The sequence below is a fragment of the Pseudomonas sp. LBUM1640 genome (genome assembly GCF_059716225.1).
On record NZ_CP166816.1, the window covers coordinates 4,239,135 to 4,253,193 of the forward strand.

General features: G+C 62.3%; 12 protein-coding genes. 4 read left to right on the top strand and 8 right to left on the bottom strand.

Annotation, left to right across the window (positions count from 1 at the left end):
- Positions 1-32: 32 nt before the first annotated feature.
- Positions 33-785 carry a TetR/AcrR family transcriptional regulator gene (locus ACA065_RS18630; RefSeq protein WP_497690959.1) on the bottom strand — a complete coding sequence of 251 codons (753 nt, stop codon included), beginning with the start codon at positions 783-785 and terminating at the stop codon, positions 33-35.
- Between the two features lie 356 nt (positions 786-1,141).
- Here ACA065_RS18630 and ACA065_RS18635 point away from each other — a divergent pair, with 356 nt between their 5' ends.
- From ACA065_RS18635 to ACA065_RS18650, 4 genes are read left to right on the top strand one after another with little or no spacing between them, the layout of a single operon-like run.
- Complete coding sequence (locus tag ACA065_RS18635; protein WP_497690960.1) at positions 1,142-1,849, top strand: ABC transporter ATP-binding protein; 708 nt, start codon at positions 1,142-1,144, stop codon at positions 1,847-1,849.
- The gene (locus ACA065_RS18640; RefSeq protein ID WP_497690961.1) at positions 1,846-3,045 is read left to right on the top strand and encodes an ABC transporter permease; all 1,200 of its coding nucleotides are present in this window, start codon (positions 1,846-1,848) and stop codon (positions 3,043-3,045) included. The genes ACA065_RS18635 and ACA065_RS18640 overlap by 4 nt, the downstream gene beginning before the upstream one ends.
- A complete protein-coding gene (locus ACA065_RS18645; RefSeq protein ID WP_497690962.1) occupies positions 3,038-4,516 on the top strand; it encodes a TolC family protein in 1,479 nt (492 codons plus the stop codon). The genes ACA065_RS18640 and ACA065_RS18645 overlap by 8 nt, the downstream gene beginning before the upstream one ends.
- Positions 4,506-5,756 carry an efflux RND transporter periplasmic adaptor subunit gene (locus ACA065_RS18650; RefSeq protein WP_497690963.1) on the top strand — a complete coding sequence of 417 codons (1,251 nt, stop codon included), beginning with the start codon at positions 4,506-4,508 and terminating at the stop codon, positions 5,754-5,756. The genes ACA065_RS18645 and ACA065_RS18650 overlap by 11 nt, the downstream gene beginning before the upstream one ends.
- A gap of 1,120 nt (positions 5,757-6,876) precedes the next feature.
- On the opposite strand, the gene ACA065_RS18655 is transcribed toward ACA065_RS18650, so the two are convergent.
- Genes ACA065_RS18655 through ACA065_RS18685 form a run of 7 tightly spaced genes read right to left on the bottom strand, consistent with a single transcriptional unit; the run spans position 6,877 to position 14,022 of the window.
- The gene (locus ACA065_RS18655; RefSeq protein WP_497690964.1) at positions 6,877-8,271 is read right to left on the bottom strand and encodes an FAD/NAD(P)-binding protein; all 1,395 of its coding nucleotides are present in this window, start codon (positions 8,269-8,271) and stop codon (positions 6,877-6,879) included.
- Between the two features lie 12 nt (positions 8,272-8,283).
- Positions 8,284-9,051 (bottom strand): ABC transporter ATP-binding protein, encoded by a 768-nt coding sequence (locus tag ACA065_RS18660; RefSeq protein ID WP_497690965.1) that lies wholly within the window; start codon positions 9,049-9,051, stop codon positions 8,284-8,286.
- 3 nt (positions 9,052-9,054) lie between these two features.
- Positions 9,055-10,395 (bottom strand): ABC transporter substrate-binding protein, encoded by a 1,341-nt coding sequence (locus ACA065_RS18665; protein WP_497690966.1) that lies wholly within the window; start codon positions 10,393-10,395, stop codon positions 9,055-9,057.
- A 22-nt stretch (positions 10,396-10,417) separates the two neighbouring features.
- Positions 10,418-11,467, bottom strand: a complete 1,050-nt coding sequence (locus ACA065_RS18670; protein ID WP_497690967.1) for a branched-chain amino acid ABC transporter permease — start codon at positions 11,465-11,467, stop codon at positions 10,418-10,420.
- Between the two features lie 4 nt (positions 11,468-11,471).
- On the bottom strand, positions 11,472-12,353 hold the full coding sequence (locus tag ACA065_RS18675; protein WP_497690968.1) for a branched-chain amino acid ABC transporter permease: 882 nt from the start codon (positions 12,351-12,353) through the stop codon (positions 11,472-11,474).
- Positions 12,353-13,123 carry an ABC transporter ATP-binding protein gene (locus ACA065_RS18680; RefSeq protein WP_497690969.1) on the bottom strand — a complete coding sequence of 257 codons (771 nt, stop codon included), beginning with the start codon at positions 13,121-13,123 and terminating at the stop codon, positions 12,353-12,355. The genes ACA065_RS18675 and ACA065_RS18680 overlap by 1 nt, the downstream gene beginning before the upstream one ends.
- Positions 13,120-14,022, bottom strand: a complete 903-nt coding sequence (locus ACA065_RS18685; RefSeq protein ID WP_497690970.1) for an acyl-CoA synthetase family protein — start codon at positions 14,020-14,022, stop codon at positions 13,120-13,122. Before ACA065_RS18685 ends, ACA065_RS18680 begins: the two co-directional genes overlap by 4 nt.
- Positions 14,023-14,059 lie beyond the last annotated feature (37 nt).

Sequence of the window (14,059 nt, forward strand, 5' to 3'; positions counted from 1 at the left end):
CAGCGGGCTTTTTTTTGCCTGGGATTTGTGAGTTATCGCGCAGCCTTAGTGGCGGGCGCAGTGGCTTGCTCACGAATGGCGCGCTGGGTGTCCAGCACCTTGGCCAATGCCGTTTCCGCTTCCGGGCTTTGCTGCGGCACGCGAATCGCGGCCGACACCAGCGTGATCAACTTGGCCATCACCTCGGCGTCCGTCGCCGGGCGGCCCAGGCTCATGGAGTTCATCAGCAGGCGCAGTTCAGTGCCAGCCATCACCCCGGAAATCGCCTTGAGGGCAAATTGCAGGCGTACGCCCAGCTCATTGCGTGGCAAGTCCGGCAAGGCCAGGGCGAAGGCTTCGAAGAAACGCTGGAACACCGGCTGGTAATGCACCTTGAGGTATTCCTGGATAAACGGCGAGGTGTCGCTGTAGACCCGGCCCAGGAAACGGATAAATGACCGCCCTTCCCCACTGGCCGGGTCACTGCGCTCCAGGCCCATGGCCGGGGCAAACAGCACACCGAGCAAGGTATCGCAATCGAGGGGGCCGTCAGATTCGGCTTCGCAGCGCGCCAGCAGTTCCAGGCGCTGCTCGTTGAGTGGCTCCAGACGCTGCATCAGCAGGGTTTTCATCAGGGAATCCTTGTCCCCGAAGTGGTAGTTCACGGCGGCCAGGTTCACCTGGGCGCGCTCGGTAATCTGCCGAAGCAGAACGGCGTCGTAGCCGTACTTGATGAAGAGAGCCTCTGTCGCATCCAGCAATCGAGTCTTGGTAACGTTTGGAGCGCTGAGTTTCTTCGCGACCATAGGAGTTCCACACGGGAAATATTGTTTTAAAAAATAATTTGATTTTTTATACCGGTGCAGCCCTTCGAAAGCAAGTACTGCCACTGCGCTTTACCCCTAAAAGCCCGTATAACCGGGCCTAACGAGGGTAGCCGAGAGCATTGGGCACCGCTCGAACCGGGCCGCTGAAAATTCGTTTCAAAGGGTAAAACCGCTCTACATCCATGGCTGGCGAAGCGCATTGAACGCGGTTACTATTCAAACAATATTTTAAAAACAAGAAATAAAACCAGTCCGTGACGCGTACCAGGCAGCTCCCGAACTTGTTACAAGGCTTTACCGGGGCAAGTGGCACCGTCGAGACTGCAGGCGTAGTCATGATGACAGATACCCCCGCGCACCCAGGCTTGATCTCCCTGCAAGGCATCGGCAAGCACTATCAGCTCGCCGGGCAACACCTGTCCATTCTTAATGATGTGTGCTTGTCTGTCGCCCGCGGTGACAGCTGCGGCATTCTTGGCGCCTCCGGCTCCGGCAAAAGTACCCTGCTCAATATCCTCGGCCTGCTGGACCTGCCCAACTGCGGCCAGTACCACTTTGCCGACCACGATATTTTCAGCGCCAGCCCGGATGAACTGGCAGCGATCCGCAACCAGCAAATCGGCTTCGTGTTCCAGAGTTTCAACTTGCTGCCGCGCCTCAGTGCCCTTGACAACGTCGCCCTGCCCCTGAGTTACCGCGGCGTGTCGCGCCATGAATCGGTGGAGCAGGCCTTACACATGCTTGAGCAAGTCGGTTTGGCCGAACGCGCCCACCATCGCCCGGCTGACCTTTCCGGCGGCCAGCGTCAACGCGTGGCAATTGCGCGCGCCTTGGTCGGCAAGCCTTCGGTGATTCTCGCCGACGAACCCACCGGCAACCTCGACAGCAGCACTGCCCAAGAGATCATGGATTTGCTGTTGGCGCTCAATCGCGACCAGCAAGTGACGCTGATTATCGTCACCCATGACGCCCATATCGCCGAGCGCCTGCAACGCAAAATCCTGGTGCGCAACGGCCTGGTGCATGAGGCCGAGCGCCTATGAGCCTGCGGGTCGAGCAAAGCCTGAGCCAACTGCTGCACGAAGCGTTTGTGAGCTTGCGTACCCTGGGTAAGCGCTCGGTCCTGGCGTTGCTGGGTATCGTGATCGGCAGCTCATCGGTGGTGGCGCTGATCAATATCGGCCATAACGCGGCCGTGGATGCGGCGATGATTTTCAAGGACATGGGCACCGACACCCTGGTCGCCCAGTTTCCGCCCAAGGGCAACAGCAACGTACCGATGCGCGCCAGCCTCGATCTTGAAGCGGTACGCCGAGCCGTACCGGGCATTGCCCATATCGGCGCGCTCAGCGTGTTCGGCGGGCCCATCGTGTTTCACGGCCGCACCACCAACGCCAACTTTGTCGGCAGTACGTCGGATATCAAGGATGCCATGCGCCTGGCCGTGCGCGAGGGCCGCTTTCTGTCGAGCTTCGACGCCAGCGAAACCTACGGCGTGATTGGCGACCAAGTCGCTCAAGCCCTGGGAGCACCCGGCGACCCACTGAAACTGGGCGATCGCATCCGCATCAACGACTACCTGTTCCTGGTGGTGGGCATCCTGCACAACCAGCCACGCGCCATGCTGATGCCGGTGCAGGCCAACGAATCGCTGTTCATCCCCGCCGAGGGCATGCGCCGTATCTTCCCGACCCCGCAGATCGGCAACGTGATCATCCGCGCCGCGCCCGGCGAAAACATGGAGCGCATCGCCCGCGACGCCGCCAGCGCCCTGAAAAGCCAACTCACCGACCACGATGTCGACATTCAGGTGCCCCAGCAAATGATCGATGGCATGACCCGGCAAAGCCGCACGTTCGCCTACTTGCTGCTGGCCCTGGGCGCGATCTCGCTGGTGGGCGGCGGCGTCGGCGTAATGAACGTGATGCTGATGAATGTCTCGGAGCGCCGCCGGGAGATCGGCATCCGCATGGCCCTGGGCGCGCGCCAGCGAGACATCCGCAACCTGTTCCTGCTCGAAGCCGTGACCCTGACCGCCGTCGGTGCGCTTTGCGGCGCAGTACTGGGCATGACCGCCGCCTGGCTCTACGCCTGGCTGTCGGGCTGGGTATTTGCCCTGGCCGCCGCCGCCCTGCCCCTGGGAGTGGGCAGCACGCTGTTGGTGGGCTTGTTCTTTGGTATCTACCCGGCGGTGTCAGCCTCGCGCTTGCAGCCGGTGGAGGCCTTGCGTGATGAATAAATGGCTATGCTTGCTCGCCCTGGCAAGCCTGCCCTGCGTGGCCGCCGACGTGGTGATCAACCCTTCGGCCGCCAGCAGCACCCGCAGCGGTTACGACCGGGGTGTATCGATGAATGCCCAAGTGACCACGATGACCTTGGGCGATGCGGTGTACCTGGGCTTGCGCAACAACCCGGCGATCCGTAGCGCGTACCTGCAACGGGTGGCGCAGAAGTTCGACTTGCGCGTCGCCGAAGACACGTTCAACCCCAAGCTCAGCCTCAACAGCTACTACCGCCAAAGTCGCGGCACCGCCGATAATTCACGCAACGCCAACCTGGCGCCGAACGCCACGCTGCTCGGCGAGTACGGCACCCGGCTGAGCATGGCCTGGACGCAACAATTGAACAACGCCGACCGCGCCGGCCGCTACCGCAGCGACGGCCTGGACCTGGCGCTGATCCAGCCGCTGATGCGCGGTGCCGGTTGGGACGCCACCACCGCGCCGCTGCGCCTGTCACGCCTGTCGGAGCAGGCCAACCGCCTGAACCTCAAGGCCACCGTGGCGCAGACCATCAGCCAGATCATCGCCACCTACCGCGAACTGCTGCGCGCCCAGGAGCAATTGAGCATCGTCCAGGACGCCCTCAAGCGTTCCGGCACTCTGCTGGAAGTGAACAAGGCCTTGATCAGCGCCGGGCGCATGGCCGAGTTCGAAATCGTGCAGACCGAAGCCGACATCGCCACCCAGCAACTCGGCGTAGAGGAAGCCCAGAACCAGCTTGATACCAGCCGCCTGGCCCTGCTACGTCTGCTCGCCCTGGACCTGTCGACGCCCATTCGCGCCAGCGAGGCCCTGGAGGCCAAGCCGATGACCATCGACAAACGCCAGGCCTTCAACCTGGCGCAAACCCAGCAACCGGAATACCTCGCCACCCTGCTCGGCAGCCAGCAGGCCGACCTCAACCTGGTGATCGCCAAAGATTCCGGGCGCTGGCAGGTGGACCTGGTGGCCGGGGCCAACCAGATTCGCGATGCCTACAATAACGACAACGGCAGCAGCAATAACCGCGCGTGGAACAGCTATGCCGGGGTGCAGGTGCAGATCCCCATCGGCGATATCAGCACCCGCCAGGCCGAAGTGCGCGCGCGGGTCAACGTGGAGGATCAGGAAATCCGTATCACCGATGCGCGCCAGGAACTGGAACGCAATGTCAACGATGTGGTGCGCGACCTGGGCACCCGCTGGCGCCAATATGAAATCTCCCAGCGCGCGGTGGAGCTGTCGCGGCGCAAGATCGAGATCGAGCGGGAAAAGCTCAGCGCCGGGCGCTCCACCAACTTCCAGGTGCTGAGTTTCGAGACCGACCTGCGCAACGCCGAAAATTCACAGCTCAACGCACTGATCGCTTATTTGAACGCCCAGACCCAGCTCGATTTGACCCTGGGCATGACGCTGGAAAGTTGGGAAATCGCCCTCAATGACTACTAAGAAAAAATACCTGCTAGGTGCCTTGCTAGTCGTGCTGTTGGCGGGCACCGGCATTGCCCTGCGCAGCCCTGCTAACCGCCAGCCCCCCGCCACCGAGCAATGGCTGGCCGTCAAGCCCGACTCGCTGGTGCACCAGATCGGCCTGGTGGGCAAGATCGAGCCCGACACCACCATTACCCTCACGGCGCCGTTCGACGGCAACGTGCTGGCCAACCTGGTGGAGCAAGGCCAGCGCGTCGAGGCCGGCCAGGTGCTGTTGCGCATGGACCCGGCCACCCTCGAAGTGCAACTGCGCGACGCGCTGTCCGCCCAGCTCAAGGCCCGTCGCACCGTGCAGGAAATGCAGGACTGGAACAGCAGCCCCGCCGTCAGCCGTGCGCGCCGCAGCCTGCGCACCGCCGAAATGACCGCCGGCAACACCCAACGCAAACTCACCGAAAGTGAAAACCTGTTCAAGCGCGGCATCATCCCGCGCAACGAACTGGACGATCTCAAGCAACAGACCCAGCAGCAACAACTCGACCTCGCCTCTGCGCGCAGCGAACTGCAGCAGGCGCAGGATCAAGGCCAGGGCGAGTACCGACAGATCGCTGATATGGAACTGACCAACGCCACAGTGAAGTACGACGCCCTGCATAAGCTGCTCGATGGCAAGGAGGTCAAGGCGCCGTTCTCCGGCATCGTGGTGCCTGCGCCCGGCAACAACAGTTCGCCCCAAAACGCTGGCAACAGCAACGCACCGGTGCAGGCTGGCAGCAAAGTCAGCCAAGGCCAGGTGCTGTTCGGCCTGGCAAATATCGAGCAGCTGAAAATCGTCGCCAAGGTGTCGGAGTTGGACATCAACCAACTGCACCAGGGCCAGGTGGTTGAGGTGATGGGCGATGGCTTCGACGGCGAACGCCTGACCGGTTCCGTCAGCGTGGTCAGCGGCTTGGCGATTGCCAGCGACAGCCAGGGCAGCGCGCAGTTTCCGGTGACGTTGTCGATCCCCAAACTTACGCCGCAGCAATTGCAGCGTGTGCGGCTGGGGATGAGTGCGCGGTTGACCATCGTCACCTACAACAATGAGCAGGCGATTGTGATTCCAAGCCAAGCGATCAACCGCGATGACATGACCGTGGAGTATCGCGCGGCGATGGATCAGGTGGTGGAGCGGGTGAAGGTGACCACCGGGCAGTCGACCGCCCAAGGCGTTGAAGTGTTTGGGCTCAAGCCAGGGTTTGTGAAAGTCGGAGGCTGAACACCGCCTCAAGATCAGTGAAGCGGCTTGCTCGCGATGGGGTTAGGTAGATTGAGTACATATCCGTTGCTGCGGTAACGGCTTCGTATGGTTCCGCTCTTACAGCGGGTCACTTTTGGCAAACGCCCCAAAAGTAACCAAAAGGTCTTTGCCCCACCACTCGGTGCCTCGCTTAGGCTCGGCATGCCCGCACTCCGGCCCGGTTCCGCGGGTCGCCGCGATGGGCCATCCCTGGCCCAGCGCGGCTAAACCGGCATCCTTGCCGGTTTACCCGCTCCACCGTGCCTACTTGCGGCCATCGTGGTTAATGGGGCCTGTCAGATCAAGATCAAGATCAAAATCTACAGCACGGCGGCCTAGTAGCCGACCTGAGTGGTAGAAGCAACAGCAGGGCAACAGCACAGCAGGAACAGTTCAAAAGCAGAGCTGCTTTTCTGTGGGAGCTGGCTTGCCTGCGATGCAGACACCTCGGTACATCAGGCATAACCAGTTGATGCCTTCGCAGGCAAGCCAGCTCCCACACTTGACCGAGTACACACACATATACCTGATGCACTGAGTTCAAAATGTGGGAGCGGGCTTGCTCGCGAAGGCGGTGGGCCAGTAACAGATGAATTGACTGACACACCGCCTTCGCGAGCAAGCCCGCTCCCACATTTAGATCTCATTCCATCAGATGGATACTGTGTTGCCGTGCTTTTGCCGTGCTTTTGCCCTGCTGTTGCTTCTACCACTCAGGTCGGCTACTAGGCCGCCGTGCTGTAGATTTTGATCTTGATCTTGATCTTGATTTTGATCTTAGGCGCCCCGTCAACCACGCTGGCCGAACGCAGGCTTTGGAGCGGGGGTAAACCGGCAGGACGCCGGTTTAGCCGCGCTGGGCCAAGGATGGCCCATCGCGGCGGCCCCCGCTCCAAAGCCTGCGTGAGGGCACACCGAGCCGGAGGCGAGGTGCCGAGTGGTGGGGCGAGGACTTTTTGGTTACTTTTGGGTCCTTCCAAAAGTGACCCGCTGTAAGAGCGGAACCATAAGTAGCCGTTACCGCGTCAATGGATATGTACTCCGATCCAAGACCTATGCCGCCCAACACAGAGCTTTCGCGAGCAAGCCCGCTCCCACATTAGATATTTGTCAGCTTCAAAGCCAACGCCTTGGCCTGAATCGCCACATCAGTCACCGCCGTGCTCTCCCACCACATCCCACGCAACGGCGGGCCCATGGCGAACAGTCGCGGGCTGACAGTGCCCTGGGCATCCACCACAGCCCCCGACACATCCGCCGCAATCCCCAACGCCAACGGCCCAGGCTGGATCAACCCGCGCTTGAGCAACTGCTGCGGCAACGGCTTGGCCACCCGGCGCCAGTCGTATTCGATACCGCTGGAATTGATCAACGCTGCGCCCCAGACCTGCGCCACTCCCTGCTCACCACGACGCCGCAAGCTAATAGTCACGCCAGCGTCCGACGCCACCAAACCCTTGAACGACGCTGCCTGAATCCGCAGCCGCCCTTCGGCCTGCAACCGCGCCACCAACTGCGCGCTCAACGGCGGTGAACGGTGATGATGGCTTTCCCACCACGGCCGTACATGGCGCACGAACTGGCGTTTCTCGCGCTCGCCGGCCTGGCTCCACAAGCGGCCAATGTGCGCGCGCACGGTGTCCAGCGGCGCCTGCCAATCGATGCCCTGGGCCTGTGCAATCCGGCATTGGCGGCGCACCTCGCGCAACAGTTGCCTGGGGCTGCGCAGGCTGTGGTCGGCAGCCAGAAAGTCTTCCCAGCTCGGCGGCTGCCGGCGCACATGCGGCAACAGGCCGTGACGCGAAAAAATCTCGATGGGCCCACGATGCCCCGCCTGCTCAAGCGACACCACGGCATCCACCATGGTCAGCCCGGAACCGATGATCAGCACCGTCGATTGCGGGTCGATCCGGGTCATCGCCTGCACATCCCACGGGTCCACCGCGGCGGCATTCAAGCCGCTGGACTCGGTCTGCGGCGTACGCGCCGCCGGGAACATGCCGGTGGCCAATACCGCGTAGGCACCGCGCAGTTGCTGACCGTTATCCAACGTGAGCCGTGTGCAAGTCTCATCCACTTGCAGGTCAACCACTTCGCCACGCACATGTTCAACCGTTGAAGCCGACAGAGCCTTGGCTTCGGCCAGCCGCTGCTGCGCGTACAACCCAAACATCCCGCGCGGTGGGAACAGTTCACTGATCGGCACGTGCTGCTGGTCCGACTCCGGCCAACCACCGGCGCCGATGTAGTCGGTGAGCCACTGGGTCAGGTCATCGGCGTTGTCCGGGTCGACGCTCATGCGCGCGGCGTTGCCGTTCAAGGTGTGGCCCAGCTCAATAGCGCTGTAGGCCTCGCCGCGCCCGAGTTCGGCACGCGGTTCGATCACCAGGATTTGCCGCTGCCCGGGCTGGCGCAGCAGTTGCACGGCCAGCATCGTGCCGCTCAGGCCGCCGCCGATGATCAACACATCAGCGTTGCGCAAGGATTCTGTCATGCACGTTCGCCCTTACTGTTTACCCAGATAAATATCATGCAAATCGCCGCGCGCCAGCAGCTCAGCAGCACTGCCGCTCAAGACCACGCGCCCAGTATCCAGCACGTAGCCCTGGGACGCATAGTTGAGTGCGACGTTAATGTTCTGCTCGGCGATCAAAAAGCTCACCTGTTGCTCGCGGTTGAGCTGCGCAATGATCGCGAAAATCTCCTGCACAATCATAGGCGCCAAACCCATCGATGGCTCGTCGAGCAGCACCAATGTCGGGCGAGTCATTAACGCGCGGCCAATGGCGACCATCTGCTGCTCGCCACCCGACGTCAGCCCCGCGCGGGTGTGGCGCTTGGTCTTGAGCCGCGGGAACCAGGCGTAGAGGCGTTCCAGGTCGTGCTCCATGGCCTTGCGGCTCAGGCGGCGTACAAAGCCGCCGCTGCGCAAGTTGTCTTCCACCGTCAGTTGGCCGAACACATGCCGGCCTTCCAGCACGTGAACCATCCCTTGGCGTACGCGCTGGCTCGGGTCGATGCCCGCCAAATCCCGCCCGGCGTACTCGATCACGCCCCGGCTGACCTCGGCCCGCTCGGCCCGCACCAGCCCCGAGATAGCCTTGAGCGTGGTGCTTTTACCCGCGCCATTGGCGCCGAGCAAGGCGACGATGGCGCCCTTGGGCACACTCAAGGACACCCCAGCCACCGCCAGGATTGCGCCGTCGTAGATCACTTCGATGTCATTGACCGTCAGCAGCGACGGGCGTGCAGCTTCAGCGGCGGGCTGGCTCATGGTTTATTCATCCCCGGTGCAGGTGCGTGGCGTCAGGCCTTTTTCCTTGGCGAACGCAGCGGATTTCTCATCGATCAGCGGGCGCAATAGCGCGCGGTCGGCGGCGATCCAATCGCTGATCAGCGTCCAATTGGCGCCGTCCCACTGTTGCACGCGTGCCGAACCGCCGCCTTCGTGGTCACGGCACGACAGCTTGAGGTTCTGCATCAGGCCCAGGTAACCCATGTCCTTCAAACGGGCGTCGTCGATATTCAAGTGTTCCAAGCCCCAACGGCCTTCTTCGCCGTTGAGTGGGCGCTTGCCGAACTTGGCCTGGCCGGTGCGGATCGCTTCCACGGCCACGGCGGCGTTCACCAGGCCTGAGTTGTAGTAGACGCTGCCGAAGTTTTTCAGGTCCTTGAGGTCGCTGTGGCCCTTGTCGAGGATGGACTGCTTGAGGCGTTTATGAATGTCGAAATCGGCACCGGCCGGGTATGGCGTCAACGCCAGATACCCTTTGGCGGCGGCGCCGGCGGGCAGCACGTCTTCGCTGGAACTGGCCCAGATATCGCCGATGATGTGGTCGACCGGGAAGCCGAAACGCGCAGCCGTCTTCACCGCCACTGGCGTGGATACGCCCCAGGTGCGCAGGAACACCCAATCCGGGTTGGCCTGGCGTACCTGACGCCATTGCGCCGACTGTTCATTGCCCGGATCGGCCACCGGAATCTGGATATTCTCAAAGCCGTATTTCTGCGCCAGCAACTTCAGCGGGCCGAGGGTTTCGCGACCATAGGCCGAGTCGTGATAGACCGTGGCAATCTTCTTGCCCTTGAGTTTGTCGAAACCGCCTTCGCGCTGGGCAATATAGTTCACCAGGGTTGAGGCCTCGCTGTAAAAGGTCAGCATCACCGGGAAGTTGTACGGGAACACGGTGCCGTCGGTGGCTTCAGTGCGGCCGTAACCGAGGGTAATCAGCGGAATCTTGTCCACTTCCGCCCGCTCGCTCAACGCATAGGCGGCCGGTGCGCCATTGGGTTGATACACCGCGACCGGCGCGCCATCCAGGCCATTCTTGAAGCGCTCGTAGCACTCGATGCCCTTCTCCGCCGTCCACTCGGTCTCGCATTCTTGCCACACCAGCTTCACGCCGTTGATACCACCTTCGACCTCGTTGATATACCGCAGGTAGTCGATCATCCCGGCCCACACCTGCACGCCGCTGGACGCATAGGCGCCCACCCGATAGGTGGCCAGGGGAATAAACTGCTGGTCGGGCGAGGCCATCGCCTGGGGTACAGCGCCCGCCAATGCGGCCAGCGCGAAGGCGGCGCCGACCAGGGAACGTTTCAAGGATGCACGCATGTTGGATTCTCTTGAGGGAATGTTAAAAGCGCAGCGGCCACTGCCGCAGACGGTCACGCAGGTTGTGCAACAGGCGAATCAAGCCCTCGGGTTCCTTGATCAGGAACACGATGATCAATACGCCAAAGATGATTTTCTGCAGGTTCTGCAACTGCCCCGCATCCACCGATCCGCCGAACAACGCCTGCCCGGCATGGCTGAGAAAAATCGGCAGCAAACTGATAAACGCCGCGCCGACGAAGTTGCCGGCAATGCTGCCCATGCCACCGATAATGATGATGAACAGGATCTGGAACGAGCGGTTGATATCGAAGCTGCTGGCGCTGGCCGTGCCCAGGTAGGCAAAGGCCCACAGCGCGCCGGCAATGCCTAAGTAGAACGAGCTGACGGCGAACGCCAGGCGCTTGTAGCGCACCACTGGGATGCCGACCACAGCGGCGGCGGTGTCCATGTCGCGGATCGCCATCCAGTTGCGGCCGACCTGGCTGCGCACCAGGTTGACGGCGGTCCAGGTCAACAGCAGCACCGTGACCAAGGTCAGCCAGTAGCGGCCCAACGGCGTGTTGAGGTCATGCCCGAACAGCGCCAGTTTCGGCGCAGAAATGGTGCCGGAGGAACCGTAGTTGTAGAACCAGGGGAATTTGACGAACAGCCATTCCAGGAAAAACTGCGCGGCCAGCGTGGTGACCATCAAGTAGAAACCCTTGATTCGCGAGCTGGGCAGGCCGAACAACAGGCCCACCAACGCGCTGATAACCCCACCGCCGAGCAGCGCCACCGGCAGGCCGAGCTCCGGCAGGCGCAATAAAAACCCATACGTGGCAAACGCGCCGACGGCCATGAAACCCGCCGCGCCCACCGAGGTTTGCCCGGTGTAGCCCGTCAGCAGATTCAAGCCCAGCCCGGCCAGCGACAGCACCAGAAACGGGATCAGGATCGCGTTCAGCCAATAATCATTGCCGCACAGCGGCACCACGATAAAGGCCAGCGCCAACAGGCCAATCAGGCCCCAGGGCACACGCCGCTGGATCAATACTAAGGGTGCGGTTTGTTGAGCAACGGGAATCGACATGGTTTCAGACTCGCTCGATGGCGCGCTCGCCGAACAAACCGGCGGGGCGGATATACAGGAAGGCCAGGGCCAATACGTAAGCGAACCACGGCGTAATGCCGCCGCCGATCAGAGGGCCGATATACACCTCGGCGAGGTTCTCTGCCGCGCCAACAATCAGCCCGCCGACAATCGCCCCGCCAATCGAGGTAAAACCGCCGATGATCAACACCGGCAAGGCCTTGAGCACCACCAGCGACAGCGAAAACTGCACCCCCTGGCGCGCGCCCCACAGCAGCCCCGCCACCAGCCCGACCACACCGGCCACGGCCCAGACGATCTGCCAGATGCGGTTGAGGTTGATGCCGATGGACAGCGCCGCCGTGGTGTCATCCGCCACCGCGCGCAACGACACGCCGATGCGGGTTTTGTTGAACAGCAGCGCCAATACCGTCACCAGCACGACAGCGGCCGCAGCGGCGATCAGGTCAAACTGGCTGAGCATCAGCGGCCCGACAAACAGCGGCACGTCGTCGATACCCAAATCCAGCGCGCGCACTTGCGAACCCATCAAGCCTTGAGCCAGGCCTTCAATAATGAACGACAGGCCCAAGGTGGCCATGAACAGGGTGATCTGCGAACGGTTCACCAACGGGCGCAACACCAGCCGCTCAATCAGCAAGGCGCCGATGATCATCACGATCACCGTCAGCAGCAGCGCCAGCGCGAACGGCACGCCTTGGTCGTGCAGGCTGACGAAGGTCAGTGCGGCGAACAGCAGCATCGAGCCCTGGGCGAAATTGAACACGCCGCTGGCCTTGTAGATCAGCACGAAGCCGATGGCGACCAGCGAGTACATGGTGCCGGCGAGCAGGCCGCCGAGCAGGGTTTCGAAGAAGAACGTCATCAGTGTGCGACTCCCAGGTAGGCCGCGATCACCTCGGGGTTGGCCTGTACCTCGGCGGGCGTACCGTCGCCGACCTTGCGCCCGTAGTCGAGCACCACCACGTGGTCTGACAAGCCCATGACCACGCCCATGTCATGCTCGATCAACACCACGGTGGTGCCGAGGTTGCGGTTTACGTCGGCAACGAAGCGTGCCATTTCCTGCTTTTCCTCGGCGTTCATCCCGGCCATCGGCTCGTCGAGCAGCAACAGGCTGGGGCCTGCGATCAACGCGCGGCCCAGCTCTACGCGTTTTTGCAGGCCGTAGGACAGGTTGCCCACCAGCACGTCGCGATGGGCTTGCAGTTCGAGCAATTCGAGAATGCCCTGGGCGCGCAGGCGCAAGGCCTCAGCCTCACGTCGGGCACGCGGCAAACCCAGGGCTTGCTCGATAAAGCGGGTGCGCATATGCCGCGACAGGCCGGTGAGGATGTTGTCGATCACGCTCATCTTTTTGAACAGCGCATTGTTCTGGAAAGTGCGGCCGATGCCTCGGCGCGCGGCGCCCAACGGGTCGATGCGGTGCAAGTGTTGTTGTTCGAACACGATCTCACCGGCGTCAAAGCGATACACGCCGTTAAGCACATTGAGCAACGAACTTTTGCCCGCACCATTTGGCCCGATCAACGCGCAGATCTCGCCACGCCGCACGTCGAACGACAACGCATTGATGGCCTTGACGCCTTTGAACGACAGCGAGATATCCCGCACCTGCAAAATGGCCTGGCTCATGCGATGTCCCGTTTGAGTTCGGCCAGCCATACCGGCTCGGCGGTGGATTTAAGCGGTTGCCAGATATAGGACAGACGCTGGAAGCCGAGCAGCCTGCGCACGCGCTTCTTGAGCAACCGGCGCAGGCCGCTTTGCGGGTGGGCGATGGCCCAGTCGCACAGGCGTCGGCGCCAGGTGCCGTGAGGCGCGAGGCGGCTTTCAATGTCGTCGGCCAAGTGCTGCAAACGCTCGGGCGACAGCAGCAGGCCGGTCGGTGCAACTTCACTGCGATCACGTCGGGCCGAGGCGAGGCTTTCCGGAAAAGCCAGGCCGTGGCCGCTGTTCAGCCATTGCTCAAGCACCACCGCCAGCCCGCCTTGCCAGTGGGTGCCCTCCTCGCTCCACAACGCGGTTTCATCGCTGGGCTGCCACCAGCGATGCAGGTGCTGTGCCGGGTCCAGAGGGCCGAGCAGTTGGGCAAAGTCCACCGGGTTGGCGGCCAGCCAGTGCCGCACCTGCTGGCGGCCCTGGGCGTAGGAATGGGTGGGGCGAATGCGCCACAGCTGTTGGTACAGAACTTCGGGTTCCAGGTCATCGGCCAGGGTCAACACCTGCCCGCCGATGGACTGGGCAGCCAAGGCCAGCAGCAACAGATTGGGCTCGAAGGCGCCGCTGAGGGCCAAGCGCGACTGTTCGCTGAAACCCTGTTGGCGCAGACCATCGGCCAGGCGTTCGACATCGCGCAAAGCATCGATCCAGCGCCAGGCATACCACTGGCCCTGGCGCTTGTGGCGCAACGCCGTGTGCAACGGGGTGATCTGCGCCCAGTGGTGCAGTTGTTCCAGCGCCTTGGGCAGGTTGCCGAGCAGTTCGGCGGGCCATTCCAGGGCCAGCGGGCGTTTGAGTTCGTGCACGCTCATAGGGGTAATGCTCCTATTGGGTGGTTAAGCGTGCGGT